The organism is Streptomyces sp. Y20, assembly GCF_043195475.1.
GTDB lineage: Bacteria > Actinomycetota > Actinomycetes > Streptomycetales > Streptomycetaceae > Streptomyces.
The window spans coordinates 101,206-128,066 of sequence record NZ_JBIDDP010000019.1; the positions used below are offsets into that span (position 1 = coordinate 101,206).

At 69.9% G+C, this 26,861-nt stretch carries 22 protein-coding genes; 14 read left to right on the forward strand and 8 right to left on the reverse strand.

From position 1 onward, the window contains the following. Positions 1 to 4 precede the first annotated feature (4 nt). The 4 genes from ACGFT1_RS33345 to ACGFT1_RS33360 form a co-directional block, all read right to left on the reverse strand. Entirely contained in the window at positions 5 to 475 is a 471-nt protein-coding gene (locus ACGFT1_RS33345; protein ID WP_373912725.1) for a hypothetical protein, read from the reverse strand. A 268-nt stretch (positions 476 to 743) separates the two neighbouring features. Further along, positions 744 to 1,367, reverse strand: a complete 624-nt coding sequence (locus ACGFT1_RS33350) for a hypothetical protein (protein WP_373912726.1) — start codon at positions 1,365 to 1,367, stop codon at positions 744 to 746. Between the two features lie 4 nt (positions 1,368 to 1,371). Continuing rightward, complete coding sequence (locus ACGFT1_RS33355; protein WP_373912727.1) at positions 1,372 to 3,699, reverse strand: hypothetical protein; 2,328 nt, start codon at positions 3,697 to 3,699, stop codon at positions 1,372 to 1,374. Between the two features lie 76 nt (positions 3,700 to 3,775). After that, entirely contained in the window at positions 3,776 to 4,288 is a 513-nt protein-coding gene (locus ACGFT1_RS33360; RefSeq protein ID WP_373912728.1) for a hypothetical protein, read from the reverse strand. Positions 4,289 to 4,690: 402 nt separating this feature from the next. Between ACGFT1_RS33360 and ACGFT1_RS33365 the strand changes: the two genes are divergently transcribed. The 5 genes from ACGFT1_RS33365 to ACGFT1_RS33385 all read left to right on the forward strand — a co-directional run bounded on the left by ACGFT1_RS33365 (position 4,691) and on the right by ACGFT1_RS33385 (position 9,044). After that, on the forward strand, positions 4,691 to 5,122 hold the full coding sequence (locus ACGFT1_RS33365) for a hypothetical protein (RefSeq protein WP_373912729.1): 432 nt from the start codon (positions 4,691 to 4,693) through the stop codon (positions 5,120 to 5,122). Next, entirely contained in the window at positions 5,122 to 6,930 is a 1,809-nt protein-coding gene (locus ACGFT1_RS33370; RefSeq protein WP_373912730.1) for a hypothetical protein, read from the forward strand. Before ACGFT1_RS33365 ends, ACGFT1_RS33370 begins: the two co-directional genes overlap by 1 nt. A gap of 51 nt (positions 6,931 to 6,981) precedes the next feature. Next, positions 6,982 to 8,241, forward strand: coding sequence for a S8 family serine peptidase (locus ACGFT1_RS33375; RefSeq protein WP_373912731.1), 1,260 nt, complete (start codon positions 6,982 to 6,984; stop codon positions 8,239 to 8,241). Positions 8,242 to 8,361: 120 nt separating this feature from the next. Continuing rightward, positions 8,362 to 8,703 (forward strand): WXG100 family type VII secretion target, encoded by a 342-nt coding sequence (locus tag ACGFT1_RS33380; RefSeq protein WP_356822556.1) that lies wholly within the window; start codon positions 8,362 to 8,364, stop codon positions 8,701 to 8,703. A gap of 38 nt (positions 8,704 to 8,741) precedes the next feature. Next, positions 8,742 to 9,044, forward strand: a complete 303-nt coding sequence (locus ACGFT1_RS33385) for a WXG100 family type VII secretion target (protein ID WP_356822313.1) — start codon at positions 8,742 to 8,744, stop codon at positions 9,042 to 9,044. 242 nt (positions 9,045 to 9,286) lie between these two features. Here the strand turns inward: ACGFT1_RS33385 and eccCa are convergent, their stop codons facing one another. Then, positions 9,287 to 13,252 (reverse strand): type VII secretion protein EccCa, encoded by a 3,966-nt coding sequence (gene eccCa, locus ACGFT1_RS33390; RefSeq protein WP_373912732.1) that lies wholly within the window; start codon positions 13,250 to 13,252, stop codon positions 9,287 to 9,289. 301 nt (positions 13,253 to 13,553) lie between these two features. Between eccCa and eccD the strand changes: the two genes are divergently transcribed. Beyond that, positions 13,554 to 15,062, forward strand: coding sequence for a type VII secretion integral membrane protein EccD (gene eccD / locus ACGFT1_RS33395; RefSeq protein WP_373912741.1), 1,509 nt, complete (start codon positions 13,554 to 13,556; stop codon positions 15,060 to 15,062). 302 nt (positions 15,063 to 15,364) lie between these two features. Here the strand turns inward: eccD and ACGFT1_RS33400 are convergent, their stop codons facing one another. Beyond that, a complete protein-coding gene (locus ACGFT1_RS33400; RefSeq protein ID WP_121786601.1) occupies positions 15,365 to 15,658 on the reverse strand; it encodes a DUF397 domain-containing protein in 294 nt (97 codons plus the stop codon). A gap of 276 nt (positions 15,659 to 15,934) precedes the next feature. Here ACGFT1_RS33400 and rpsO point away from each other — a divergent pair, with 276 nt between their 5' ends. The 5 genes from rpsO to ACGFT1_RS33425 all read left to right on the forward strand — a co-directional run bounded on the left by rpsO (position 15,935) and on the right by ACGFT1_RS33425 (position 21,446). Further along, entirely contained in the window at positions 15,935 to 16,222 is a 288-nt protein-coding gene (gene rpsO / locus ACGFT1_RS33405) for a 30S ribosomal protein S15 (RefSeq protein WP_005479656.1), read from the forward strand. A gap of 362 nt (positions 16,223 to 16,584) precedes the next feature. Then, positions 16,585 to 18,804 (forward strand): polyribonucleotide nucleotidyltransferase, encoded by a 2,220-nt coding sequence (locus tag ACGFT1_RS33410; protein WP_373912733.1) that lies wholly within the window; start codon positions 16,585 to 16,587, stop codon positions 18,802 to 18,804. Further along, positions 18,801 to 20,180 carry a M16 family metallopeptidase gene (locus tag ACGFT1_RS33415; protein ID WP_373912734.1) on the forward strand — a complete coding sequence of 460 codons (1,380 nt, stop codon included), beginning with the start codon at positions 18,801 to 18,803 and terminating at the stop codon, positions 20,178 to 20,180. Before ACGFT1_RS33410 ends, ACGFT1_RS33415 begins: the two co-directional genes overlap by 4 nt. Positions 20,181 to 20,230: 50 nt before the next feature. Further along, complete coding sequence (dapB, locus tag ACGFT1_RS33420) at positions 20,231 to 20,983, forward strand: 4-hydroxy-tetrahydrodipicolinate reductase (protein ID WP_373912735.1); 753 nt, start codon at positions 20,231 to 20,233, stop codon at positions 20,981 to 20,983. Between the two features lie 10 nt (positions 20,984 to 20,993). Then, complete coding sequence (locus tag ACGFT1_RS33425; RefSeq protein ID WP_356945996.1) at positions 20,994 to 21,446, forward strand: hypothetical protein; 453 nt, start codon at positions 20,994 to 20,996, stop codon at positions 21,444 to 21,446. Between the two features lie 376 nt (positions 21,447 to 21,822). Here the strand turns inward: ACGFT1_RS33425 and ACGFT1_RS33430 are convergent, their stop codons facing one another. Together ACGFT1_RS33430 and ACGFT1_RS33435 are read right to left on the reverse strand one after the other, a co-directional pair. Next, a complete protein-coding gene (locus ACGFT1_RS33430) occupies positions 21,823 to 22,377 on the reverse strand; it encodes a hypothetical protein (protein WP_373912736.1) in 555 nt (184 codons plus the stop codon). 90 nt (positions 22,378 to 22,467) lie between these two features. Then, positions 22,468 to 22,719, reverse strand: a complete 252-nt coding sequence (locus ACGFT1_RS33435) for a hypothetical protein (RefSeq protein ID WP_373912737.1) — start codon at positions 22,717 to 22,719, stop codon at positions 22,468 to 22,470. Between the two features lie 193 nt (positions 22,720 to 22,912). Here ACGFT1_RS33435 and thyX point away from each other — a divergent pair, with 193 nt between their 5' ends. The 3 genes from thyX (at position 22,913) to ACGFT1_RS33450 (ending at position 26,591) form a co-directional block, all read left to right on the forward strand. Continuing rightward, complete coding sequence (gene thyX / locus ACGFT1_RS33440) at positions 22,913 to 23,638, forward strand: FAD-dependent thymidylate synthase (RefSeq protein WP_373912738.1); 726 nt, start codon at positions 22,913 to 22,915, stop codon at positions 23,636 to 23,638. 211 nt (positions 23,639 to 23,849) lie between these two features. Next, a complete protein-coding gene (dapA, locus tag ACGFT1_RS33445; RefSeq protein ID WP_373912739.1) occupies positions 23,850 to 24,749 on the forward strand; it encodes a 4-hydroxy-tetrahydrodipicolinate synthase in 900 nt (299 codons plus the stop codon). A gap of 156 nt (positions 24,750 to 24,905) precedes the next feature. Then, on the forward strand, positions 24,906 to 26,591 hold the full coding sequence (locus ACGFT1_RS33450; RefSeq protein ID WP_361994222.1) for a ribonuclease J: 1,686 nt from the start codon (positions 24,906 to 24,908) through the stop codon (positions 26,589 to 26,591). Positions 26,592 to 26,861: the final 270 nt, after the last annotated feature.

The following is a 26,861-nucleotide window of genomic DNA, read 5'->3' on the forward strand; positions in this document are numbered from 1 at the left end:
TCACCTACTTGAAGTACTCGTCGAGCTGGGAAACGGACACGGCCGAGCCGTCACGGCCACGGAGTGTGGCACCGATCTCGGCGTCGTCCTCCGCATGCAGCTTCTGGGTGAAGTCCAGATGGTTCGAGATGTGCGCGCATGCCTGGAGGACCGATTCGACCTGCGTGGTCCACACCTCCACGGTGGTTTCCAGGGCGCTGCCCGTCTGGAAGCCGTGCGACTTCAGGGCGGCCGCGGCCTGCATGGTCGAGCCGACCGAGCCGTTGCCGGACCCAGCGCCGGCGATGTCGGCCTGGCTCTTGACGTCGTCGAACAGGAGCTTGGCCTCGTGCCCGACACGGCCCAGATCGTCCTGATGGACGATCAGGTCTCCGGAGCCGCCCCCGCCATCCGCCGCGAGCTGGTTGAGCCGCATATTGGTCGATCTCCCGGCAGCGGCCTGCTCCTTGGCCTGTTCCCACTCGTCCCACGCCACAAGGGCCCCTTCCCGTGGACACACCAGTGTGGGGCCAAGCTAGCAACCCCGCCCGCCGGAGTCTCGGCTATGCCCGTCATGGGCGGCCTGTCAGGCGTGGAAGACAAGGTGAGGGGCGACACGACGGCTGGAACGGCCCCGCGGTCACTCCCCGGACCGCCCGGCAGCCCGGCATCTCACCCTCTTGCCGTCGGCGACTTGGGCAGGCCGTGGCGGACACTGGATCGCTGCACCGCGTGCGAGTACGCGACCCGTCCGTCGTCCCGGCTCAGTGCGTCAGCTTGGGCGGCGCGTCGCACTTCGCCTTCTTGTGCGCGGCCAGCGCGGCGTTCCGGGCGAGGGTGATCAGTCCCTCCCGCAGTTGACCGCCGTCGGCGCCGCGTGGCTGTTTGAGGTGTGCGACCACGCTCAGATGCTGGCCGACACCGCGGGCGACACAGGGGAAGTAGATGGCGGCGACCTTGTCCGATGCGACCGCCTTGTCGCCGGCGCCGAACGGTGTCACCGTGCCGACCGGCACGTGGTTCTCGACCACGTCCTTCACCCACTCCTCGGCCTTGTCGTACTGCGCCATCTCGGCGGTGACGGCGAGGAGTTGGTCCCCGTCACCGTCGACGAAACAGGACGCGTAGTAGCTCGAGTCCGTGTCGTCGAGACGCGGGTCGGTCACGGCGCCGTCGAACGCGTAGGACGACTTGTCCGGCAGGACGCGCTTCAGCGCGGCGGCGCTGCTGGACGAGCGGCCCAGCGTCCCGCACACGTCGGACGCCTTGATCTCGCCCACCTCGTCCTCGAAGGGCGGCAGCCCCAGCGCGTACAGGGCACCCAGGACGACGCAGAGCAGCAGCGCCGCTCCCCCCGCGAGCAGGAATTTCCTACGAGTCGATGCCAACGTCTCAGTCTTCCGTGTCGAGTTGCCTGGGGATGCCCTCGCCGTCGAGGTACTTGTGCACCTTGGTCCCGGCGGTGTCGAATCCGTCCTCCGCGGCCGTGGCCACCGAAGCCTCGATCAACGGGTAGCGGTGGCCGGAGTTCTCCCCTGCCTTCTGGGCGGCGAGTTCCACCAGCTTGTAGGTGGAGTCGGACGTCTCCTCGAAGCTTTCCCCGTTGCGGTAGATGATCTCCCCGGAGCTGTCCTGCATGGCTCCCTCGGTGATCTTGCCGATGATCTCATCGGCCGCCGTACCGGCCACGTCACCGATGATGGCGCCGCCGGGACCGGTCATCGGCTCCGTCGCCATGCCGATGCCGATGCCGATGGCCGTGCCACCCCAGCTGCCTGCCCTCTCGATCGCGGCGTTGTAGTCGGCGTCCTTCGCGCCACCCTCCAGTTCCGCCTGGTAGGCGCGGCCGGCACCGATGATGCCCTCGATCTCACCGGCTTTACGGGCGATCTGTTCGGTCCCCTGTTTCAGGTTGTCGGCCTGGGAGAAGGCCGGGTCCTTGACGTACTGACCCGGATGCTCGAAGTGGTGCTGCATCAGCTGCGTCGTGTAGCTGTGCTGACCGAGGTTGACCGCGGCGTAGCCTTCGGGATTCTGGCCGACCGTGTACAGGAAACGAGTGATGTCCCGCTCGTTGAGCGTGGCCACCGTGCCTGCCACCGGAAACAGCGTCTTCTCGCTGGCGACGCCCGCGTGGAGTTCCCGATGGATGTCCGGCATGTATTCGGCCGCGATCTGCCCCATGCTGTCCGACATGTAGCCGCGGCCGGTCAGCCGCTCGGGGTCCTCCGAGACCGAGTGGAAGAGGTCCTCCACGAGTTTCGCCTGCCCCGCGTTGTGCGGAGGGGTGTCCGCCGTGGGCATCTCGCCGGCCGGGTGTCCCGTCGTGGCGGCTTCCAGGGCCAGCGCCAGGTTGTTCTGGCCCGTGACGATCGCATCCCCGTGGAGGTTCGTCTCCTCGGGCCAGTCCCGCTCCTCGAACAGGTACTGGAAGTTGGACAGCGACACCTTGCCCTTCTTGCCGTTGCCGTCGGTGTCCCGCTCGAAGGGGTTGTCCGGGTCGTCCTTGGAGACGTACTGCTGGTTGAGGAAGCCGGTCGCCGCATCAGGGCTGTTGGACAGGCCCTTGAGGTAGCCGGTGAGCGGGTCGTTGCCACTGTCGTCGCCGATCCGGTTCAACCAGGCACTCCCGCCCATGTGCTGCCACATCGGGTTGCGGTGCCCGCCGTTGCCGGTCATTTTCCGTTCGGTGACCATCAGTTCGGTCCCGTAGTCCTTCAGGAACCGGTCGTCGTAGTCACCGGTCCGCATGAGGTTGCTCATGACCTGGAAGCCCATGGGACCGCCCCGGTCGCCGTAGAGCGGCTTGTCCCCGATGTCGATCATGTGGCGCTTCCACTCGGTCATGCCCGCGGAATCGCTCTGTGTGGCGTGGGCGAGCGTGAGCCCCAGGTTGCGCTGAAGGTCGTCGAACTGGTCGAGGCGTTCGTGCCCCAGCTCGTAGTTGCCCCTGTTGGGATCGCTGATCCCGGTCCAGAACTCCAGGGTCTTCTGCGGCCCGAGGCCGGTGGCGAAGCGCTCGGCGAACAGCGGGTCGTTCGCGTACTTCTTCAGACCCGCGTTGATCCGGTCGAAGTCCGCCACGGACAGGTCGTCCGGATCCTTCTCGGCGAGCTTCGCCAGCTCGTCGGCTTCCTTGACGGCGTCCGCCGCGGCGTCCCGGTCCTTGTAGTTCGCGTCGGAGAAGCCCATCGCGCTCTGGTCGACGATCGCCGTGAGGACGTCCTTGGCGGTGTTGTCGCTCTCGGTGGCCTTGCTGAGGATGCCCTGGATCTCGTCGCGGAAGGCGTCGACGTCCTTCTGGTTCGTCGCGCTCGTGTTGCCGCTGGGGTCGGCGTTCCAGTCGGGCCGGGTGTTGCCCGTGACCGTGAACGTGCCGCCGCCGGTGTCGACGACGGTCAGGTGCTTGTCGTGTGCGCGAGAGACGGCGCCCGTCAGCTGCTGGTGGTACGTCTTGAGCTCGTCCCGGGCGTCGCGCAGGATGTTGTGGATGGTGGTGGCCTGCGTGTGGGCGTCGCCGAACTCACCGGCGGTCTTGCCGATGAACTCCCTGGAGACCTGTGCGTTCACGCCGACCCAGTCGGCTGTGAGGGCGGCCTTGTGCAGGTCGTCCTCGGCGTCCTTCTTCAGGTCGGCCAGGTGCTTGACGAGCGTCGACCAGTCGGTGACGGCGTCGTCGAGCAGCTTGAAGTTGGCGTGGAACAGCGCGTTGAAATCCATGGCGGGTGTCGTCGTCCTCTGAAGTAGCCGTGGCAGCCGGTGCGGAGCAAGGTCTCGTCGCGTCCCCCAGGCGCCGCTACTCCTCCTTCTTGTCCTTCTCCCCGTAGACGGAGTTCTTCTTGCCCGGCGCCCCGACCCGCTCGTCGAACCCGGCGTCCAGCGCGTCGATGCTGCTCATCTGCCGCTGGATGTAGTGCTCGTCGTTCGCGTGCACGGCCTTCGTGGTCTGCATGTGGTTGGAGATCTGGGCGCAGGCGTCCATCAGTGACTTCAGCTGCTCCTCCCAGCGGGTCGAGACGTGCTGGAGCCCGGCGCCGAGGGCGAAGCCCTGCCGGGAGAGGTCACCGGCCGCGGAGTCGCTGCTGGGCGTGGCCACGCGGGCCTTGTCCCAGAGCTGGTCGTAGAGGTGATGGGCGGCGCTGCCGATCTTCTCCAGGTCCTTGTGGCCCACCTTGAGGTCACCGGTCCTGCCGGGGAGGACGTAGGGGCCGTACGTGCCGCCGCCCCCGTCGACATGGTTGAGCTGCATGTGCGCCGACTGCCCCTCGGCGGCACGCGTCTTGAGCTGCTCCCACTCGTCCCATGCCATGGACAGGCCCTTTCCCCCCGTGACTACGTCGCTGCGGGTCAAGCTAGCAACCGCTGTCAGGACAAATTTGTGCCATGTCCGCTATGCGGGATCTGTCAGGCGTGAAAATTCGGCGGAGATGTGCCGGCGTACCGTCCAGCGTGTCCCTGTGAAGCTTCTGGGTAGATGGCGGTCCCCATCTGTCGTTATTGACCGCCTTGTCGGTCTCCGGTGGTCATGACCCGACCACTTCGGGACACCTTCGCAACTGAACCGTCGCGGAGTTCAGTTGGCCGCGATTTACACAATGACTACAGTGGTCAGCGATAGATCGGGGGCGCGACTGAGTCCCCTCGGCCTGTCCAGTTCTACCAACGGGGAAACGGGGAAGGGGTCGCGGTGGGCGACGGTGGCGGCTCGGGCATGAGGCGCGGCATCGATGCGCTGTCGAAGTTCAAGAGGAAAGTGGACGACGCGCTCAAGGCCTTCGAGGGGGCTCCGGGCAGTCCGTCCAGGCTCGCGGAGCACACGCTGAGCCCCAGCTCCTTCAGCGGCTCGAACATCCCCTTCCACGAGGCGACCGAGCTGCACGGCAGGTACGAGCAGGTGCACGAGCGTCTCACCTCCCTGTCGAAGAACCTCAGCATGCAGATCGAGGCGCTGACGCTGGCGGCCCACGCGGCCGACGTCACGTACGACGGTACGGAGGACGAGGTCCGGCGCCGGTTCTGGGAGATCCGCGCGCACCTCGAAGCCGAACACCGCAAGGCGCAGCCCGAGGAGAAGCACACCCAGGAGAAGCCCGCCGCGGCTGAGCACAGCGGCGGGGCCAAGTCCGCGGGGGGCAAGTTCTGATGAGCGACAACTGGCAGCAGCAGCCCGAGTACAAGAACGACGTCCAGCAGGCCAACGAGCAGGTCGGCGCGGTCAACACGCTCAGCCGGTTCCAGAACGCGTTCAAGGGCACGCCGATCGGAGCGGTGCTGTCCCTCGGCAGGACCGACTTCGAGGACCACGACCTCAACGCGATGATCGACCTGGTCCACCACTCCAACCCCGAGCACCTGGAGACGGCCAGCAAGGCCCTGTGGGATGCCCGTACGGCCATCCACGACGCGGCGACGGACCTGGAGACCCACCTCCGCGGCGTCGACTGGCAGGGCGAGGGAGCGGACAGCTTCCACAAGTGGACCTCGGGCCTCATCGACTGGACCAAGGGACTCGCGACCTTCGCCGACGCCGCGGCGACCGAGATCTCGGCCGCCGCCACGGGGCTGGCCTCGGTGCGCAAGTCCATGCCGCCCCGCGACACCCGGCCCGCGAGCGAGCAGAAGCGCCCCACGCAGCTGCCCAAGACCAAGCAGGTCGACGGCAACCCGGACTACGCCGCCGCGCTCGCCGTGGAGAAGAACCGCCAAGAGGCGATCAACCAGGTGAACCGGCTGGCGTCGTTCTACGCGGTGTCCGCGACCGCGCTGGGGACGGCTATGGCCAGCGACCCTAAGCCGTACACACCGATTCCGGATGTGGGCGTGCCTCAGCCGACGCGGCGTCGGGACGGCGACTTGCGCGGCTCTGGGGCGGCTTCGTCCAGTTCGACCACCGTCCGACGCAGTGTGGCGGCGAGCCACGGAAGCGTGACGGAAAGCCACCACGCTACGACTACCGGACACGGCACGCCTACCGTGCAGGGAACAGGGGCCGGCGGACACGTGCCGCCTCTCAAGGACGTCCCCGAGCCCAGCGCGCCTTCCGGCCACGACATCGGCACGGAGATCAACACCACGACGACGCTGCCTCCGCAGGCGCCCGCCACGCCGCCCAGTTCCCCGACGCCTACTCTGCCGACAACCGCTGGTGGCGGCGGGCAGATGCCGCTGCCTCCGGGGCCGATGGCGCCTCCCGTAGCGCCGACCTCCGGCCGTACCCCTGGCTACGGACCGACCAACCGGTTCCCGGTCTCCGCGCAGGGACGCACCGGCCCGTCGGGAACCGGAAGCGGTCGAGTGCCGCAGGGACCCGCGGGGCAGACGGGACGTTCCGTCGCGGGCGGCCGAACCCCGCAGGGCGGCCCTACGGGACAGGCCGCTCGTGCTGTGGGGCGTACGACTCCGACGGGCCAGCCGGCACGAGGGGCCGCTCAGTCCGGGCGCGCACCGATGGGGCGCGGTGTCACCGGCGGAACGCCGAGGCCGGCCGGCCCGCCTGGCGGGCGGGCGGGAACAGCCGGTCCCACCGGTGCGGTGCGCAACGGTGTCGTGGGCGGCAAGCCGGTCACGGGCCGTACGTCCGGTGGGACGGCCAACCCGCGTGTGCCGCGCGGTATGGTCGTCGGCGCCGAAGAGCCGGTCACCAACAAGCCATCGAAGGGCGCTCTCGGTCAGCGAGGGGTCGTCGGTACCTCCGCGGCGAAGGCGGAACCCGGCGCGAACCAGGCGGTGCTGCGCTCGGCGGGCAACCCCGAGGGTGCGATCGGCGCGCCCCGCAACACCGCGGGATCCCCGCTCAAGGGCTCCGAGGCCGGCGCCAAGGGGCTCGGTCGTGGAGCGGTGGGCGGTCGCCAGGGCGCGGGCGACAAGCCCGGTCGTACTGGTGCGCCCGCCGAGAAGGAAGAGCACCGCTCGTCGCGGCAGCGGCGTGACGTGCCACAGACGAGCGACTGAACACGAGCGAGGACGTAGACAGGCATGAAGCCAGGGACCGGCCGACGCGGCATGGGGACTGCCCTGCTGACGAGGCGTAACGCGATACGGCTGTCTGCCGTGTGCTCCGTACTGGGCACGCTGGTCATCACGTCGGCCGGGCTGGCCCCCGGAGCCGCAGCCTCGGACGGTGTTCAGTCCAAGCAGTGGTATCTGGGCGTGATGCACGCGGACGAGATGTGGAAGCACAGCACAGGCAAGGGGGTGAAGGTCGCGGTCATCGACACTGGAGTGAACCCGCAAACCCCCTCGCTCAAGGGGCAGGTGCTTGTCGACGACGTGCCGAAAGCTGCCAAATATCACGTCACCCAGGACTACGACGGCCACGGCACGACGATGGCCGAAATCATCGCCGGTACGGGCGCTGGTGGCAGCATCAAGGGCCTTGCTCCGGGAGTGAAAATCATCCCGATTCGTGTAGGACTCGATGAGCTGAAGGATGAGGACGAGCGGGCGAGGTCCCTTACCTCGCCCAAGGCGATCAGGGCTGCCGCTGACAGCGATGCCAAGATCATCAACATGTCCTACGGGAGCGAGTACTACAACGGCGAGGAAGAGGACGCGCTCAAATACGCGGCCTCCAAGGGTAAACTGCTGTTCGCCTCTATCGGCAACAGTGGGGATGTGGGAAACAAGCCTGACTACCCCGCCAAAGACCCGTACGCTATTGGGGTAGCCGCCGTCGACAAGACCGGAACGGTCGCCAAGTTCTCCACGTTCGGAAACTACGTGGATATGTCGGCACCGGGACTTAATGTGCCAGCCTGGTGCGATAACACGTTCACCAAATACTGCACCACGGAGGGCACGAGCCACGCCTCCGCCATAGCCTCCGCCTCCGCCGCCCTCGTCTGGTCCGCTCACCCCGACTGGACGGCCAACCAGGTCCTCCGGTCCCTCATCGACACCGCCGGGCGTACGTGGCCGAAGGGCAAGCCCAGCAAGTACCTCGGCTACGGCCTCATGCGTCCGCGCATGGTGCTGGCGGGCAAGAACTTCGATCCCGGTCCGGCCAACAGGGACCCCTTGGCCGCCGAGAACGGAACGGCCCCGGACGAGGACGTCACGGCCACCAAGAGCCCGGCGGCGCCGCCCTCCGCCAAGACGCCGGCCAAGGACACCGCTTCCGCCGGCGGCCCCACCTCCGCCGCCAAGGACGCCGACTCCGGCAGCGACAACACCCAGACCTGGGTGATCATCGGCGCCGTAGCAGCCGTACTGGTCATCGCAGGCGCCGGTCTCGCCGTGATGCGCGCACGCCGTAACGCCTGAGCGGTCTCCCGCATACCTGCTCATTCGCCGAGTGAGCAGTAGGACCACTTGCCGACAGTGCTGACGCCTGACTCATGACGCAGCGCCCGGCAAGGTCAGCCCACGAAGAAAGGCATGGAAATGGCGACGCAGCGCCAGAAGGTAAGCGACAAGGACATTGTTGTCCTCGAAAAGGAGCTTCTGCACCGTTTCGAGGGCATCAAGGGTCAGCTCAAGGAGCTCCAGGCCCTGATCGACAGCCTCGAGGGCAACTGGAAGGGCATCGGCGCCGGTGCCTTCAACTCGAAGCAGACCGAGATCAACGAGCGCATGGTCAAGATCGGCAACATCCTCGCCAAGTTCATCGAGGCCATGAGCACCACCCGGAAGATCAAGGACGGCACGGAGGACGAGGTCCGCTCGCAGGTCCAGAGCATCGACGTCGACCTCGGTGGCGCGCACTCGGCGCTGTCCAGCTACTGATCCCCACCAGGCCACCACTTTTCAGCAACGGAGCAATCATGGGCGTCAACAACAGCGGCGAGCTGGAAGTCACCTACGGCAGCCTCGACGAGACCGCCACCCAGCTGGCCAATCATGCGCGGCGGCTGGAAGAGGGCCTCGAGGCCATCAAGCAGAAGGTCGCCGGCGTCGCCAGCATGTGGGAGGGCGAGGCCCACAACGCGTACACCGAGCAGCAGGCCGCCTGGGACCGCGAGGCCAAGGGCATCCACGAGGCCCTGGTCCAGATCGGCAAGGTCGTGCACGCGGCCGGCGGTGACTACCAGGGCGGCGACCGGAAGGCCGCCAGCTACTTCATGTAGGTCGGTCGGAACGGCCGGCACGTCACGGCAACAGGGTGGGCACGCACGGGAGGTGCCCACCCTTTGTCATGCCCGGCCGTACTCGGCCGCGCAAGCCGTAAGCCGTAAGCCGTAAGCCGTAAGCCGTAAACCGCAACCCGCGAGCCACGTGAGCCACGTGAGCCACGCGGGCCACCCAGGGCGCGAGGGACGCGCGCCATCCGGCACACGGCCCCAGCGCCCAGTCCCCGCCCCGCCCCGCCTCAGTACTCCACGTCCACCAACCCGGTCTGCACCAGCGGCTTCCCCCGCTTGCGGGACACGAAGACGCCGCGTCCCGCGGGCATCGGGCGGGGCCGGACGCCGTTGAGGATGTCGCCCTCCGCCGGGTCACCGGCCAGGACGACTCCCTGGGCGCCGAGTTCCTTCATGCGCTGCATGAACGGCTCGTAGGAGGCGCGGCCGGCGCCCGCGGAGGACCGGGCGATGATGAAGCGGACGCCGACGTCGCGGGCGAAGGGCAGCATCTCCGTGAGGCCGCTGAGCGGGTTGCCGGTGGAGTTGGAGACGAGGTCGTAGTCGTCGATGACGACGAAGACCTGCGGGCCGCGCCACCAGCTGCGGTCCCGCAGTTGCTGCGGCGTGACGTCTGCGGTGGGGGTGCGGCGCTGCATGAGGTCGGCCAGGGCCACCATGTGGTGCTCCATCTGGCTGGACATCGGAATGTACTCCGCGAGGTGGGACGCCGGTGTGACGTCCAGGAGCGAGCGCCGGTTGTCCACCACGAAGAACTTCGCCTCGTCGCCGCCGTACCGCAGGGTGAGCTGCTTGATCAGCAGGCGCAGCAGGTTGGACTTGCCGGACTCGCTCTCGCCGAAGACGAGGAAGAACGGGTCCTGCTCGAAGTCGAGGAACACCGGTTCCAGGTTCTCCTCGTCGAGCGCGAAGGCGACGCCGCGCTGCGGGAAACGCTCGCCGGAGGGCAGTTCGACGGCCTCCAGCTGGCGCGGCAGCAGCCGTACCTCGGGCGCGCCCGGCGCCTGCCAGTGGCGGCCGACCTCGGTCGTGAGCGCGGCCGTGGCCTCGGCCAGGTCCGTGTCGGAGGTGAGGCCGTCGATGCGCGGGACCGCCGCCATGAAGTGCAGCTTCTGCGGGGACAGACCGCGGCCGGGGACACCCGCGGGGACGTTCACCGCGACCTTGCGGTCGATCTCCGAGTCCATGACGTCGCCGAGGCGCAGCTCCAGCCGGTTCATGAGGTGGTCCTTGAGGTTGGCCCGGACCTCCATCGAGCGCGACGCCGTGATGATCACGTGGATGCCGTAGCCGAGGCCGCGGGCGGCGATGTCCAGGACCGCCGTCTCCAGCCCCTCGTAGTCCGCGCGGAAGTTGCCCCAGCCGTCGATGACCAGGAAGACGTCGCCCCACGGCTGGTCGGCCACCGAGATGTCGCCGCGGGCGCGCCGGGCGCGGTAGTCGGCGATCGAGGCGATACCGGCCGTGCGGAAGTACTCCTCGCGGCGGGTGAGGACGCCGTAGACCTCGGAGACCGTACGGCGGACGCGCTCCGGGTCCAGGCGCGAGGCGATGCCGCCGACGTGCGGCAGACCGCCGACCGCGGCCATGCCGCCGCCACCGAAGTCGAGGCCGTAGAACTGCACCTCGTACGGCGTGTGGGTGAGCGCGAAGGAGCAGATCAGGGAGCGCAGCAGCGTGGACTTGCCGGACTGGGGGCCGCCGACGATCTGCATATGGCCGGCCGCGCCCGAGAAGTCGAGCATCAGCCGGTCGCGGCGCTGCTCGTACGGCTTGTCGACGAGACCGGCGGGGACGACCAGCCGGCCCGCGCCCTCGTAGCCGGGCTGGGTCAGGCCGCGGCCCTGCACCGCCGCCAGGCCCGGCAGCAGCGCGTCCAGCGAGGGCGGGCTCTCCAGCGGGGGCAGCCACACCTGGTGCGCGGCCGGCCCCTGTGCCTCCAGGCGGCGCACGATCACGTCGAGGACGGTGTCGGCCAGCGCCTCGTCCACCGCGGCCTCGGAGTGCGTGCGCTGCTGCGGGAGCGCGGTGTAGCGGACGGGCACCTCGGTGGCCGTGAACAGCACCGGCCGCCGGTCCATGGGGAGTTGCCCGCCGGTCAGGGTTCCGCGCTGTGTGCCCGAGCGGTACACGCCCGAGACGTACGCCGCCTTGAAGCGGACCATCTCGTCCGTGCCGTATTTAAGGAAGCCGGAGCCGGGCACGTTGGGGAGTTCGTAGGCGTCGGGGACGCCGAGCGCGGCGCGGGACTCGGCCGCGGAGAAGGTGCGCAGACCGATCCGGTACGACAGATAGGTCTCGAGGCCGCGCAGCCGGCCCTCCTCCAGGCGCTGCGAGGCGAGCAGCAGGTGCACGCCCAGGGATCGGCCGATGCGGCCGATCTGCACGAACATCTCGATGAAGTCGGGCTTGGCGGAGAGCAGTTCGCTGAACTCGTCGATGACCAGGACCAGGGAGGGAATCGGCTGGAGCGGGGCGCCCGCCGCGCGTGCCTTCTCGTAGTCGTGGATGTTGGCGTAGTTGCCGGCGTCGCGCAGCAGTTCCTGGCGGCGGTTCAGTTCGCCGCGGATGGAGTCGCCCATGCGGTCGACCAGGGTGAGGTCGTCGGCGAGGTTGGTGATCACGGCCGCCACGTGCGGCATCTGCGCCATGCCGGCGAAGGTCGCGCCGCCCTTGAAGTCCGCGAGGACGAAGTTCAGGGTCTCCGAGGAGTGGGTGACCGCGAGGCCCAGCACGAGCGTGCGCAGCAGCTCCGACTTGCCGGAACCGGTGGCGCCGACGCACAGGCCGTGCGGGCCCATACCCTCCTGCGCGGCCTCCTTCAGGTCGAGCATGACGGGCCTGCCGTCCGGGCCGACGCCGATCGGCACCCGCAGCCGTTCCGCGAGCGCGCGCGGTCGCCAGGTGCGCTTGGTGTCGACGGACGCGGCGTCGCCGAGGCCCAGCAGGTCGGTGAACTCCAGGTTCGCGAGCAGCGGTTCGTCGTCGTCGCCGCCCGACGCCATCCGCAGCGGCGCGAGTTGCCGGGCCAGCGCTTCGGCCGACTCGTAGGAGAGGGTGTCCGGGGTGCCGTCGTAGACCTCGCCGTGCCCGGACTCCAGGCGCAGCAGGCCGGGCTGTACGACGATGGACAGGTCGCCGCCCGCCGTCGTGAGGTCGCCCGGCACCACCTCGAGCACCGTGACGCCCTGGAGGCCCTCCGGGTTGGCGAGGACCGAGTCCGGCAGCAGGGACAGGTCGTCCAGGACGAGCACGATGTGCGGCTCGTCCAGCAGCGGTCCCGCGCCGGGGTGGAAGCGCGGCCGGCCGGTCAGCCGGGCGGTGAGCAGGTCCTCCAGTTCGCGCGGGTCGGCGCCGATCAGCCGGCGGGAGCCCGCGCCGTCCACGGCGCCGGGCGCCTGCACGTGCGGCAGCCACTTCGCCCAGTCCCAGTGCGGCAAGGCCTCACGGCCCGCGGCCACCGCGATGATCAGGTCCTGGGGGGAGTGCAGCGAGGCCAGCGAGCCGACCAGGGCGCGGGCCGAGGCCCGTACGGACTGCGGTTCCCCGCTGACCGTGACGTGGGAGAAGGCGCGCAGCGACACGGCCATCGGCAGGTCGCCGACGCTGTGGTGCGCGGCGAGGAACCGCTGCATCGCACCGGCGGTCAGCGGTTCCAGCTGCTCGACGGGGCCCGTCTCCGGGGCGACGAGCGGGGTCGCCAGCGGCTGCGGGCCCAGGCCGACGCGTACGTGTGCGAAGTCCTCGTCGCCGGGCCGCCGCTCCCACACCCGGCTGCCCTCGGCGACCAGCGCCCACAGCTGCTCGGGGGAGGGGTGCAGGTAGTACTGCGCGTCCCGCTGGGCCTTCGCCGTCCGTACGGCGGACCGGCGCGTCTGCGACAGATAGCTGAGGTAGTCGCGGCGCATGTCGGCCAGCTGGCCCTGGGAGCCGCGGCGGAAGCGGACCACCATCGCGATGGACATCCCCACCGTCGAGGCGATCATGATCATGCCCATGATCTTCATGAACGGCTGGCCGTTCGTGAAGAAGAACACCACCGAACCGCCCATGCCCAGCGTGGGCAGGAGCTGCATCAGCACGCTCTCCTGGTGCCCCCGCGGCAGTTCCGGCGGTGGCTGGACGACGACCTCTTCCGTGGGCACCTCGGACGGCAGCGCCCGGGGAGGGCGCTTCACGACAATCTGGCTCACCGCTCCACCAATTCCCTTGCCCGACCCAGGCATTCCGCACGCCGCCCCGTGTCCGGCGAGCGCAGGCCGCCGCGTGATCCTACTGAGTTCACGGGACACGGGTGAGCGGTAGGGTGCCGGATGTTCGCGTGAGCACACGCCGAACAGGCCGGAGGTAGCGGGACGAACCCCTCGATACAGGAGGGAGGCAGCCCCGCTGCACCGCCGTACGGCACCCCTGCCGCCGCGTACGGAGCGAACCGGCACGGGACCTTCACGACACAGACGCACCACCACCACTGAGGGGGAGCAGCAGGTGAGCATGACGGCCGCCGCCACCGGCGGACCCGGGACGGGAGCCCCTTCCGGATCCGGCACCGGCACCGGACTCGGCTTCTGCCGGGTCACCATCGTCGCTCCGGACAGCCGTATCGACGTGGCACTGCCCGACGACGTCCCGGTCGCCGACCTCTACCCCGAGATCCTCCGTCTGTCCCAGCAGAGCCCCACCGCGGGCGCCCCGGTCGGCTACCACCTGGTCCGCACCGACGGCACCGTGCTGGACAGCGCCCGCTCCTTCGCGGCCCAGCGCATCCTCGACGGCGAACTCCTCACCCTCCGCCCGTTCGCGGACTCCCTGCCGCCGGCCGTCCACGACGACGTCGCCGAGGCCGTCGCCTCCTCCGTCACCAGGCAGCACAGGCTGTGGAGCGGTGACCTGACCCGGGCCGCCGGCCTGACCGGCGGCGGGGTCCTGCCCGCCCTGCTCGCGTTCGTCGCCTGGACCGCCGACCCGCTGCACGACATGCACGGCCTGGCCGGCGTCCTCGCCGCCGTCACCGGCGTCCTCCTGGTCGTGCTCTCCGCGGTCCGCGCCCGCGTCTACGACGACCGCGGTTCGGCCGTAGCCCTCGGCCTCGGCGCCCTGCCCAACATCGGCGTCGCCGGCAGCGGCCTGCTGCCGCTGAGCGACGGCGAGGGCATCGGCAGGCTCCAGTTCCTGCTGGCCTGCGCGGCCGTCCTGGTCGCCGCACTGGTCCTCGCGCTGTGCGCGCCGCACGGCGACGGTCCCTTCGTGGCGTTCGTGTTCGCCTCGGCGATCGCCCTGGTCGCCGTCTTCGCCGCGACCCTCACCGGCTGGGCCCCGACCGAGACGGCCGCCCTGTGCGCGCCCGTGGCCGTCGGCGCCCTCGCCTTCCTGCCCGGCATGTCGATGCGCTTCGCCCGGCTGCCGATCGGCTTCGAGAACCCCAGCGGCGGCTCCGCGCGCTCCGCCTACGGCATCGAGACCGCCGCGCAGGAGCCCGTGGACACCGAGCGCATCGAGGCACAGGCGCGGCGCGGCCACGAACTCCTCGTCGGCCTGGTGGGCGGCTGCGCGCTGCTCGCCGTCGGCGCCTCCGCCGTGCTGGGCTTCTCCGACGACGTCTGGGCCCAGCTGCTCGCGTTCGCCACCGGCATCGCGATGCTCATGCGCGCAGGCCTGTTCCGCTACACCGCCCAGGTCGCCTCCGTCCTCGCGGCCGGGCTCGCCTCCCTGGTCCTGCTGGGCCTCGGTCTCGCCCTGAACCCGCCGCAGCACGTCGTGCGCGCGGCGCTGGCCGGGAACCGCACCGACCTGGACATCCGCACCGTCTGGCTGATCGCGGTCATCGCGCTGGCCACGGCCCTGGTGACCGCGCTGGGCCTGATCCTGCCGCGTGGCGGACTGACCCCCTTCTGGGGCCGCTTCCTGGAGATCTGCGAGGGCTTCGTGCTGCTGACACTGATCCCGCTCGCCCTGGCCGTCTTCGACGTGTACGCGACGGCCCGGTCGATGACCAGCTCCTGACGGACGACCGCCGGACGCCGACCGCCGGACGGCAGCCGCCGGACGGCAGCCGTCGGACGCCGGCGGTCGGAGGCCGGCGGTCGTACGACGCCCGACCGCCGCACATCCGACCGCATGCCCGACCAGACACCCGACCGCACGGCCGGACCGCCGACCGCACGGCCGGACCGCCGACCGCACGACCAGACACCCGACCGCGCGGCCGGACCGCCGACCGCGCGACCGCCGGCGCATCCGCGCGGCCGACGGCACGGGCCCCGGCTCACGAGGAGCCGGGGCCCGGTCACCGCCCGGGCGTGCCGCTACTGCGCGTCCAGCCCCCCGTTGTGGGCCATGGGCTTCAGATCGAACTCCCCGTCCCGCGCTCCCAGCACGAACGCCCGCCACTCCGCCTCGGTGTAGCGAAGCACGGTGTCCGGGTCGAGCGAGGACCGCATCGCCACCGCGCCGCCGGGCAGGTACGCGATCTCCACCCGCTCCTCGTGCTCCTCCGTGCCCGGCGCGCAGTGCCACTCGGCACCGGAGATGTCGAGCCCGTACAGCTCGTCCCGCTCCCGCTCCTTGCGCGCCTTGATCTCCGCTTCCGTTTCCGCCATCGTGCAGCGACCCCTTCCCCGAGGTACGTACGGTCCGGGCGCTCACCCTAGTGGCCCAGGCCCCTGCGCTCAGGAGGGTGAGCCGACCGGGCGGAGGAGGCCCTTCACGGGCTGGTACCCTGAGTGACGGCCGTTTGTGTACGCGCCCCCGGAGCCTGCAGGAAACTGCGCCCTGGAGGCCGCGCCCAGCGGATCCCCGCCTACCGAGTAACGGAAGCTCCCCCGCGATGCAGACCGGGGGCACTCGGTGGCAATCACAGACTATGAGGAGTACGCGTGTCGCTCGACGCCGCTACGAAGAAGCAGATCATCACCGAGTTCGGTACCAAGGAGGGCGACACCGGCTCCCCCGAGGTCCAGGTGGCCATGCTCTCCCGTCGGATCTCCGACCTGACGGAGCACCTCAAGACCCACAAGCACGACCACCACTCCCGCCGGGGTCTGCTGATCCTGGTCGGTCAGCGTCGCCGCCTGCTGCAGTACCTGGCGAAGAAGGACATCCAGCGCTTCCGTGCGCTGGTCGACCGCCTCGGCATCCGCCGCGGTGCGGCCGGCGCCAAGTAGGACGCCATGAAGGGGGCGGTTCCCGGAACCCGGGGACCGCTCCCTTTGCCGTATGCGGGGAATCGCTCCGCACCCGGCATACTTCGCCGCACATGCGGAAACGTGCGGAGTGTCACCGACGCTTTGTAGTGTGGTAGCACAACGCAGTAACGCAGTACGAACGCAGAACGTACGACGACACAGAACGAGGAGAAGCGCACCGCGCCGCCGCCGGTCCTCGGTAGTGGCCCCCGGGGGGAAGCGAGCCCCGGGTGCTTCGATCGAAGACCGGCCCGCACCAGACGGCGCGCTTCTCCGCCACCGTCCCCCTGCCACACGGGCAGCCGAGGGACGAAAGACGACAAGTAACGGAGAAATCGCTAGTGGAGAACGAGACCCACTACGCCGAGGCCGTCATTGACAACGGCTCCTTCGGCACCCGCACCATCCGCTTCGAGACGGGCCGCCTGGCCAAGCAGGCCGCCGGCTCCGCCGTGGCGTACCTGGACGACGACACCATGGTGCTGTCGGCCACCACCGCCTCCAAGAACCCCAAGGACCAGCTCGACTTCTTCCCCCTGACGGTGGACGTCGAGGAGCGGATGTACGCCGCCGGCAAGATCCCCGGCAGCTTCTTCCGCCGTGAGGGCCGGCCCTCCGAGGACGCGATCCTCACCTGCCGCCTGATCGACCGCCCGCTGCGCCCGTCCTTCAAGAAGGGCCTGCGCAACGAGATCCAGGTCGTCGCCACGATCATGGCCCTCAACCCCGACCACCTGTACGACGTCGTGGCGATCAACGCCGCGTCCGCGTCCACGCAGCTGGCCGGCCTGCCCTTCTCCGGCCCGATCGGCGGCGTCCGCGTCGCGCTGATCCGCGGTCAGTGGGTCGCGTTCCCGACCCACACCGAGCTGGAGGACGCCGTCTTCGACATGGTCGTCGCCGGCCGCGTCCTGGAGGACGGCGACGTCGCGATCATGATGGTCGAGGCCGAGGCCACCGACAAGACCATCAAGCTGGTCGAGGGCGGAGCCGAGGCGCCGACCGAGGAGGTCGTCGCCTCCGGTCTGGACGCCGCGAAGCCCTTCATCAAGGTCCTCTGCCGCGCCCAGGCCGACCTCGCCGCCAAGGCCGCCAAGCCGACCGGCGAGTTCCCGGTCTTCCTGGACTACCAGGACGACGTCTTCGAGGCCCTGACCGCGGCCGTCCGCCCCGAGCTGGCCCAGGCGCTCACCATCGCCGGCAAGCAGGACCGCGAGGCCGAGCTGGACCGCGTCAAGGCGCTCGCCGCCGAGAAGCTCCTGCCGGAGTTCGAGGGTCGCGAGAAGGAGATCTCCGCCGCGTACCGCTCGCTCACCAAGCAGCTGGTCCGCGAGCGCGTGATCAAGGAGAAGAAGCGCATCGACGGCCGCGGTGTCACCGACATCCGCACGCTGGCCGCCGAGGTCGAGGCCATCCCGCGGGTGCACGGCTCCGCGCTGTTCGAGCGTGGCGAGACCCAGATCCTGGGCGTCACCACCCTCAACATGCTCCGCATGGAGCAGCAGCTGGACACCCTCTCCCCGGTGACCCGCAAGCGCTACATGCACAACTACAACTTCCCGCCGTACTCCGTCGGTGAGACCGGCCGCGTCGGCTCCCCGAAGCGCCGCGAGATCGGCCACGGCGCCCTCGCCGAGCGCGCCATCGTGCCGGTCCTGCCGACGCGCGAGGAGTTCCCCTACGCGATCCGCCAGGTGTCCGAGGCCCTCGGCTCCAACGGCTCGACGTCCATGGGCTCGGTCTGCGCCTCCACGATGTCGCTGCTGAACGCCGGTGTGCCGCTCAAGGCCCCGGTCGCCGGTATCGCCATGGGCCTGATCTCCCAGGAGATCAACGGCGAGACGCACTACGTCGCCCTCACCGACATCCTCGGTGCGGAGGACGCCTTCGGCGACATGGACTTCAAGGTCGCCGGCACCAAGGAGTTCGTGACCGCCCTCCAGCTCGACACCAAGCTGGACGGCATCCCCGCCTCCGTCCTGGCCGCGGCCCTCAAGCAGGCCCGCGACGCCCGTCTGCACATCCTCGATGTGATGATGGAGGCCATCGACCGGCCCGACGAGATGTCCCCGAACGCCCCGCGGATCATCACCGTCAAGATCCCGGTCGACAAGATCGGTGAGGTCATCGGCCCCAAGGGCAAGATGATCAACCAGATCCAGGAGGACACCGGCGCCGAGATCACGATCGAGGACGACGGCACCATCTACATCGGTGCCCAGGTCGGCTCGCAGGCCGAGGCCGCCCGCGCCACGATCAACGGCATCGCCAACCCGACCATGCCGGAGGTCGGCGAGCGCTACCTGGGTACGGTCGTCAAGACCACGACCTTCGGCGCGTTCGTGTCGCTGCTCCCGGGCAAGGACGGTCTGCTGCACATCTCGCAGATCCGCAAGCTCGCCGGCGGCAAGCGCGTGGAGAACGTCGAGGACGTCCTCGGCATCGGCCAGAAGGTCCAGGTCGAGATCGCCGAGATCGACTCCCGCGGCAAGCTCTCCCTGATCCCCGTGATCGAGGGCGAGGAAGCGGACGAGACCGCGAAGGACGACGCCGACCAGTGACGTCCCGTAGCTCCAAGGCGACGGCCCGCACCTCTTCGGAGGCGCGGGCCGTCGCCCGTACCCAAACGCTCGTCAAGGGCGCGAACGGCATCGGCACGGTGCGCAGGACCACCCTCCCGGGCGGCCTGCGCATCGTCACCGAGACCCTGCCCTCGGTGCGCTCCGCCACCTTCGGCATCTGGGCGCACGTCGGCTCCCGTGACGAGACCCCGGCCCTGAACGGCGCCACGCACTACCTGGAGCACCTGCTCTTCAAGGGCACCTCCCGGCGCAGCGCGCTCGACATCTCCTCCGCCGTCGACGCCGTCGGCGGCGAGATGAACGCGTTCACGGCGAAGGAGTACACGTGCTACTACGCGCGCGTGCTCGACACCGACCTGCCCCTGGCCATCGACGTCGTCTGCGACATGCTCACCGGGTCCCTGATCCGCGAGGAGGACGTCGACGTCGAGCGCGGCGCGATCCTCGAGGAGATCGCGATGACCGAGGACGACCCGGGCGACTGCGTGCACGACCTGTTCGCGCAGACCATGTTCGGCAACAACGCCCTCGGCCGCCCGGTCCTCGGCACCGTCGACACGGTCAACGCCCTCACCGCCGACCGCATCCGCCGCTTCTACCGCAAGCACTACGACCCCACCCACCTCGTGGTCGCCTGCGCCGGCAACGTCGACCACAACAAGGTCGTACGACAGGTCCGCGCGGCCTTCGAGAAGGCGGGCGCCCTCCGGAACACGGACGCGCGGCCCATCGCCCCCCGCGACGGCAGCCGCACGATCCGCACCCACGGCAAGGTCGAGCTGCTCGCCCGCAAGACCGAGCAGGCGCACGTCGTCCTCGGCATGCCGGGCCTCGCCCGCACCGACGACCGCCGCTGGGCCATGGGCGTGCTGAACACCGCTCTCGGCGGCGGCATGTCGTCCCGGCTGTTCCAGGAGGTCCGGGAGAAGCGCGGTCTCGCCTACAGCGTGTACTCCTACACCTCCGGCTTCGCCGACTGCGGCCTGTTCGGCGTGTACGCCGGCTGCCGTCCCTCGCAGGTCCACGACGTGCTGCGGATCTGCCGGGACGAACTCGACCACGTCGCGGACAACGGGCTCTCCGACGACGAGATCACCCGTGCCATCGGCCAGCTGCGGGGTTCCACCGTCCTGGGCCTGGAGGACACCGGCGCGCTGATGAACCGCATCGGCAAGAGCGAGCTGTGCTGGGGAGAGCAGATGTCCGTCGACGACATGCTGGCCAGCATCGCCGCGGTCACCCCGGACGAGGTCCGCTCGGTCGCCCGCGACATCCTGGGGCAGCGGCCGTCGCTGTCGGTCATCGGCCCGCTGAAGGACAAGCAGGCCGCACGCCTGCACGATGCTGTCGCCTGACCCGTCCGTCCTCGGAATCGATAAGTCGGTAAGTCGGTAAGGAAGCGAAGATGAGCAAGCTGCGCGTGGCGGTCCTCGGTGCCCGGGGCCGGATCGGGTCCGAGGCGGTCAGGGCGGTCGAGGCCGCCGAGGACATGGAACTGGTCGCCGCACTCGGCCGGGGCGACGACCTCGGGACGCTGGTCGAAGCCGGCGCCCAGGTCGCCGTCGAGCTGACCACCCCCGCCTCGGTCATGGACAACCTCGACTTCTGCGTGCGCCACGGGATCCACGCGGTCGTGGGTACCACCGGCTGGACCGAGGAGCGCCTCACACGGCTCCGGGGCCAGCTCGCCGCATCCCCGGCCACTGGCGTGCTCATCGCGCCCAACTTCTCCATCGGCGCCGTCCTGACCATGAAGTTCGCGCAGATCGCCGCGCCGTACTTCGAGTCCGTCGAGGTGGTCGAACTGCATCACCCGAACAAGGTCGACGCCCCGAGCGGTACGGCCACCCGCACGGCCCAGCTCATCGCCGAGGCCCGCCGGGCGGCCGGCACGGCGCCGGCGCCGGACGCCACCGTCACGGCCCTCGACGGCGCCCGGGGTGCGGACGTCGACGGGATCCCGGTGCACGCCGTCCGGCTCCGCGGCCTCCTGGCCCACCAGGAGGTGCTGCTCGGCGCCGAGGGCGAGACCCTGACCGTCCGGCACGACTCCCTGCACCACAGCAGCTTCATGCCGGGCATCCTGCTCGGCGCGCGCCGCGTGGTGACCACTCCGGGCCTCACGTTCGGCCTGGAGCACTTCCTGGACCTGAGCTGAGCCATCCGTCATGCGCGCGAAGATCACCTACCTCGTCACGGCCGCCGTCCTGGTCTTCTACTTCCTCCTGGTCGGCAGCCGCGGCGTCATGCTCATCCAGTCCGGCACGCTCCTGACCGTCACGTTCGGCGTGGCGGTGCTGATCCTGCCGGTCATCGGCCTGTGGTTCCTGTGGAAGAACACCCAGTTCGTCCGCCGGGCCAACCGGCTGGCCGCCGAACTCGACGCCGAGGGCGGTCTGCCCGTCGACGAGCTGAAGCGCACGCCCAGCGGCCGGATCGACCGCGATTCGGCCGACGAGGTCTTCGCCCGGCGCAAGGCCGAGACGGAGGAGTCGCCCGACGACTGGCGCTGCTGGTTCCGCCTCGCCGTCGCCTACCACGACGCCCACGACACCCCACGGGCCAGGAAGGCGATGCAGCGCGCCATCGCCCTGCACGACGCCGAACCCGCCCGCACCTGACCCACCCCACCGACCCGCGTCCGCTCCCCGGCGGACGGCCGGGGGATCGAGGGCCGGGGGATCAGGGACGAACAGAGCGGCCGACGGCCTCCGGTGCCCGGCAGGCGACTGGCGTAAGGGCCGCCCCGAGACCGGATGTCGCGGTCACGGGTCCGCACGCGCCCGCTCTCCGGCGGGGGAAGGCCGGGGCATCCGGGACACGTGACCGCGCGACCGGCCGTCACGGGGCCGCCCGCGTCCGCTCCGCAGCAGGGGAGGGCCGAGCCGGCCCAGGACCCGCGTGGGCCGCCGACGCGGCTCCGGGTCCGGGTGCCGAACGCACGCCGAAGGGCCGGCCCGCGGTGTGGTGGGCCGCCTTCGGTCCGGTGTCCACCGGTCAGCCGCGGCGGTGCTCCGCGGCCCAGGCCTCCACCGTGTCCGCCGCCCGGTCGAAGGCCGCCGGGCGGCCCAGGAAGTCCAGGCCGTGCGTGGTGAGCAACGGCGCCGGGTCGTCGGGACGCCGGTCCATGCGCACGAGCACCAGCGCCTGTCCTTGCACCGTGCGCGGCAGCCCCAGCCAGCGCACCGGCTGCTGCACCGTCCGCACGGCGGCCACGCGCGACCACGGCACGGTCCGCGTCAGCACGAGACCGACCCGGCGCAGCCCGCGCCCGCTCACCCACACCCCCATGCGCAGCAGCCGCAGCGCGCCGGCGACGATCGCCAGACCCGCGGCGAGGACCGCGCCGGCGGCGGACAGCGGGCCGGCCGGTGCGATGAGGACGGCCGCGAACAGGACGAACGAGGCCAGCAGCAGTCCGAGCGCGGCCACGCCGACCCGCCAGGGACCCGGCCGGTACGGGCGTCGCCAGCGGTCCGGGTCGTCGTACGGCAGCGCGCTCTCGGACGCCGTCTCGAAGGTGCGGTCGGCCGTCAGGAAGGGCAGGGGCACGGCTGGTCCTCACTCGGTCCTCGCGTGGACTGTGCCCGGTGAGATTATCCGGCCGTGATACCGCTCACCAGCCTTGAGCGTCCGTAAGGGTCAGCGCCCCCCGGCCGGCTGCCCATGGGACGCCTGGGACTGCTGGGCCGGTGCACCGGACGGCGTGGACAGCGCCGGCATGCCGACGATCAGGGCGCCGACCAGCCCGGCGACGATGGTCAGCCCCAGCAGCCAGCGCCCGGCCAGCTCGCCGACCGCGGCCCGCCGTCGGGGCGGGGGAGTGATATTGCTGCGGAACCTGTCCGCCTCGGCCAGGAAGGCGAAGGGTACGGGCTCGCGCCGACGGAACATCGCGGTTGCCTCTCCTCTCGGGTTCGGGTGGAACATGTGGTTCTCACCGATACAGACGACCGAGTGACACAAAAGGTGCCCATGTCGGAAGAAGTCGCCGGTGGGTTCTCGGGGCGAGGTGCCGCTCCGGTCCCGGCGGGTGCCCCGTAAGGTGGGCGCGAACCACAGAAGTGAGGGAAGGACCCCAACCCCCGTGACCACCGAGTCGCTCACGTTCCGCAGTGACGTCACCGTCGAGCTGGTGAAGTCCAGCGCGTCGGACGCCGATGTCCTCTTCGCCGCCCGCGTCTCGACCGCCGGCGAGCAGTCCCTGGACGAGCTGAAGAAGGACCCCGAGCGCTCCAAGGGTCTGATCAACTACCTGCTCCGTGACCGGCACGGCAGCCCGTTCGAGCACAACTCGATGACGTTCTTCATCAGCGCCCCGATCTTCGTGTTCCGCGAGTTCATGCGGCACCGCGTCGGCTGGTCGTACAACGAGGAGTCCGGCCGCTACCGGGAGCTGGAGCCCGTCTTCTACGTCCCCGACAGCTCCCGCAAGCTGGTCCAGCAGGGCCGCCCGGGCAAGTACGTCTTCGTCGAGGGCACCCCGGGCCAGCACGAGAGCGTGAGCAGCACCCTGAAGGAGTCGTACGAGCACGCGTACGCGGCCTACCAGAAGCTCCTCGCCGAGGGCGTCGCCCGCGAGGTGGCCCGCTCGGCCCTGCCGGTCGGCCTCTACTCCTCCATGTACGCCACCTGCAACGCCCGCTCCCTGATGCACTTCCTCGGGCTGCGCACCCAGCACGAGCTGGCCAAGGTGCCGTCCTTCCCGCAGCGGGAGATCGAGATGGTGGGCGAGAAGATGGAGGCGCAGTGGGCGCGGCTCATGCCGCTCACGTACGCGGCCTTCAACGCGAACGGGCGGGTGGCACCGTGACGAAGCCCTGTTCGCCCACCCGGAACGGATGTACGGGTCAGCCTCGTGAAGTGTCCGTATTGCGGCATTTGTAGAAGTTCATCTAGCCTGATCAAACGGACCCGGCACTGCTTGAACCCCCGAGCAGGCAGTGCCGGGCTCCCTTTTTGTCCTGACTTTCCCCAGACCCCACGGGCACACCCCCCATCGAGCACCGAGTAGCGTGTTACCCATGGCTCCGACCTCGACTCCGCAGACCCCCTTCGGGCGGGTCCTCACCGCCATGGTCACGCCCTTCGCGGCGGACGGCGCACTCGACCTCGACGGCGCGCAGCGGCTCGCCGCCCACCTGGTGGACGCAGGCAACGACGGCCTGATCATCAACGGCACCACCGGCGAGTCGCCCACGACCAGTGACGCGGAGAAATCGGACCTGGTACGAGCCGTGGTCGAGGCGGTCGGCGACCGCGCCCACGTCGTGGCCGGTGTCGGCACCAACGACACCCACCACAGCGTCGAGCTGGCCCGCCGGGCCGAGCGCGACGGCGCACACGGCCTGCTGGTCGTCACGCCGTACTACAACAAGCCCCCGCAGGAGGGCCTGTACCGGCACTTCACCACCGTCGCCGACGCGACCGGGCTGCCGGTCATGCTCTACGACATCCCCGGCCGAAGCGGCGTCCCGATCAGCACGGAGACCCTCGTCCGGCTCGCCGAGCACCCCCGGATCGTCGCCAACAAGGACGCCAAGGGCGACCTCGGCCGCGCCGGCTGGGCCATCGCGCGCTCGCGCCTCGCCTGGTACTCCGGTGACGACATGCTCAACCTCCCGCTGCTCTCCGTGGGCGCGGTCGGCTTCGTCTCGGTCGTCGGCCACCTGGTCACCCCCGACCTGCGCGCCCTGGTGGACGCCTACATCTCCGGTGACGTCGTCAAGGCCACCGAGATCCACCAGAAGCTGCTCCCCGTCTACACGGGCATGTTCCGCACCCAGGGCGTCATGACCACCAAGGCCGCGCTCGCCCTCCAGGGCCTGCCCGCCGGGCCGCTGCGCCTGCCCATGGTCGAGTGCTCGCCCGAGGAGATCGCCCAGCTCAAGATCGATCTTGCTGCGGGCGGGGTACAGCTCTGACAACAGACTTGGCATCACACGGGCTTCACAACTGAACAACAACAGAAGGACGCGGACCACCGGTGCCCGCGTCGTACAACGACAACTGCTTCCGCACGAACGTCATGCGCGCCACGTGCCGTACCGGTACGTGGCGCGCGTGGTGAGGAGAGTCTTTTGAGTCATCCGCATCCTGAACTCGGCTCGCCCCCGCCGCTGCCCCAGGGCGGCCTGAGGGTCACCCCGCTCGGTGGCCTCGGTGAGATCGGCCGGAACATGACGGTCTTCGAGTACGGCGGCCGTCTGCTGATCGTCGACTGCGGGGTGCTCTTCCCCGAGGAGGAGCAGCCCGGAATCGACCTGATCCTGCCGGACTTCTCGTCCATCCGGGACCGCCTCGACGACATCGAGGGCATCGTCCTCACGCACGGCCACGAGGACCACATCGGCGGCGTCCCCTTCCTCCTCCGCGAGAAGCCGGACATCCCGCTGATCGGCTCCAAGCTGACCCTCGCCCTGATCGAGGCCAAGCTGCAGGAGCACCGGATCCGCCCGTACACCCTGGAGGTGGCGGAGGGGAACCGCGAGCGCATCGGCCCCTTCGACTGCGAGTTCGTCGCCGTCAACCACTCCATCCCGGACGCCCTGGCGGTCGCCATCCGTACCCCCGCCGGCATGGTCGTCCACACCGGCGACTTCAAGATGGACCAGCTCCCGCTGGACAACCGGCTCACCGACCTGCACGCGTTCGCGCGGCTCAGCGAGGAGGGCATCGACCTGCTCCTCGCCGACTCGACGAACGCCGAGGTCCCGGGGTTCGTCCCGCCCGAGCGGGACATCTCCAACGTCCTGCGCACGGTCTTCGCCAACGCCAACAAGCGGATCATCGTGGCGAGCTTCGCCAGCCACGTCCACCGCATCCAGCAGATCCTGGACGCCGCCCACGAGTACGGCCGCCGGGTCGCCTTCGTCGGACGCTCCATGGTCCGCAACATGGGAATCGCCCGCGACCTCGGCTACCTGAAGGTCCCGCCGGGCCTGGTGGTGGACGTCAGGACGCTGGACGACCTGCCGGACCACCAGGTGGTCCTGGTCTGCACGGGCTCCCAGGGCGAGCCGATGGCGGCCCTGTCCCGCATGGCCAACCGCGACCACCAGATCCGCATCGTCGACGGCGACACGGTGATTCTGGCGTCCTCGCTGATCCCCGGGAACGAGAACGCGGTCTACCGCGTGATCAACGGCCTGACCCGCTGGGGCGCCCACGTCGTCCACAAGGGCAACGCCAAGGTGCACGTCTCCGGCCACGCGTCCGCGGGCGAGCTGCTGTACTTCTACAACATCTGCCGCCCCAAGAACCTGATGCCGGTGCACGGCGAGTGGCGCCACCTGCGGGCCAACGCCGAGCTGGGTGTGCTGACGGGCGTGCCCCACGACCGCATCGTCATCGCCGAGGACGGCGTGGTGGTCGACCTGGTCGGGGGCAAGGCCCGGATCTCCGGCAAGGTCCAGGCCGGATACGTCTACGTCGACGGCCTCTCGGTCGGTGACGTCGGGGAGCCGGCCCTGAAGGACCGCAAGATCCTCGGTGACGAGGGCATCATCTCGGTCTTCGTGGTCATGGACGCCTCCACCGGCAAGATCACCGGTGGCCCGCACGTCCAGGCCCGTGGCTCCGGCATCGACGACTCGGCGTTCATCGAGGTCCTGCCGAAGGTCACGGAGGTGCTGGAGCGGTCCGCCCAGGACGGCGTCGTGGAGCCCCACCAGCTCCAGCAGCTCATCCGCCGGACCCTCGGGAAGTGGGTCTCGGACAGGTATCGCCGCAGGCCGATGATCCTCCCGGTGGTCGTGGAGGTCTGATCCTCGTCGGTGTACGCCTGGAGCGGGGCACCTCGATTTGCATCGGGGCGCCCCGCTCCAGTACGTTTACGGCTCCGCCCAACCGGGAAGCCCGGCACTTCTGTGCCGGACGTGATGCCCGGAGCGGGTGGGAAATCCGGCTCAGAACTTCTGATAAAGTCGGAACCGCCGGAAAGGGAAACGCGGAAGCGGGAACCTGGAAAGCACCGAGGAAATCGGGTCGAGAAAAGATCTGATAGAGTCGGAAACGCAAGACCGAAGGGAAGCGCC

Excerpts from the sequence above, each read along its gene's own strand:
- ACGFT1_RS33355 (WP_373912727.1), bottom strand. The coding sequence starts at position 3,699 with ATGGATTTCAACGCGCTGTTCCACGCCAACTTCAAGCTGCTCGACGAC.
- ACGFT1_RS33360 (WP_373912728.1), bottom strand. The coding sequence starts at position 4,288 with ATGGCATGGGACGAGTGGGAGCAGCTCAAGACGCGTGCCGCCGAGGGG.
- ACGFT1_RS33365 (WP_373912729.1), top strand. The coding sequence starts at position 4,691 with ATGAGGCGCGGCATCGATGCGCTGTCGAAGTTCAAGAGGAAAGTGGAC.
- ACGFT1_RS33370 (WP_373912730.1), top strand. The coding sequence starts at position 5,122 with ATGAGCGACAACTGGCAGCAGCAGCCCGAGTACAAGAACGACGTCCAG.
- ACGFT1_RS33375 (WP_373912731.1), top strand. The coding sequence starts at position 6,982 with ATGGGGACTGCCCTGCTGACGAGGCGTAACGCGATACGGCTGTCTGCC.
- ACGFT1_RS33380 (WP_356822556.1), top strand. The coding sequence starts at position 8,362 with ATGGCGACGCAGCGCCAGAAGGTAAGCGACAAGGACATTGTTGTCCTC.
- ACGFT1_RS33385 (WP_356822313.1), top strand. The coding sequence starts at position 8,742 with ATGGGCGTCAACAACAGCGGCGAGCTGGAAGTCACCTACGGCAGCCTC.
- eccD (WP_373912741.1), top strand. The coding sequence starts at position 13,554 with ATGACGGCCGCCGCCACCGGCGGACCCGGGACGGGAGCCCCTTCCGGA.
- ACGFT1_RS33400 (WP_121786601.1), bottom strand. The coding sequence starts at position 15,658 with ATGGCGGAAACGGAAGCGGAGATCAAGGCGCGCAAGGAGCGGGAGCGG.
- dapB (WP_373912735.1), top strand. The coding sequence starts at position 20,231 with ATGAGCAAGCTGCGCGTGGCGGTCCTCGGTGCCCGGGGCCGGATCGGG.
- ACGFT1_RS33425 (WP_356945996.1), top strand. The coding sequence starts at position 20,994 with ATGCGCGCGAAGATCACCTACCTCGTCACGGCCGCCGTCCTGGTCTTC.
- ACGFT1_RS33435 (WP_373912737.1), bottom strand. The coding sequence starts at position 22,719 with ATGTTCCGTCGGCGCGAGCCCGTACCCTTCGCCTTCCTGGCCGAGGCG.
- dapA (WP_373912739.1), top strand. The coding sequence starts at position 23,850 with ATGGCTCCGACCTCGACTCCGCAGACCCCCTTCGGGCGGGTCCTCACC.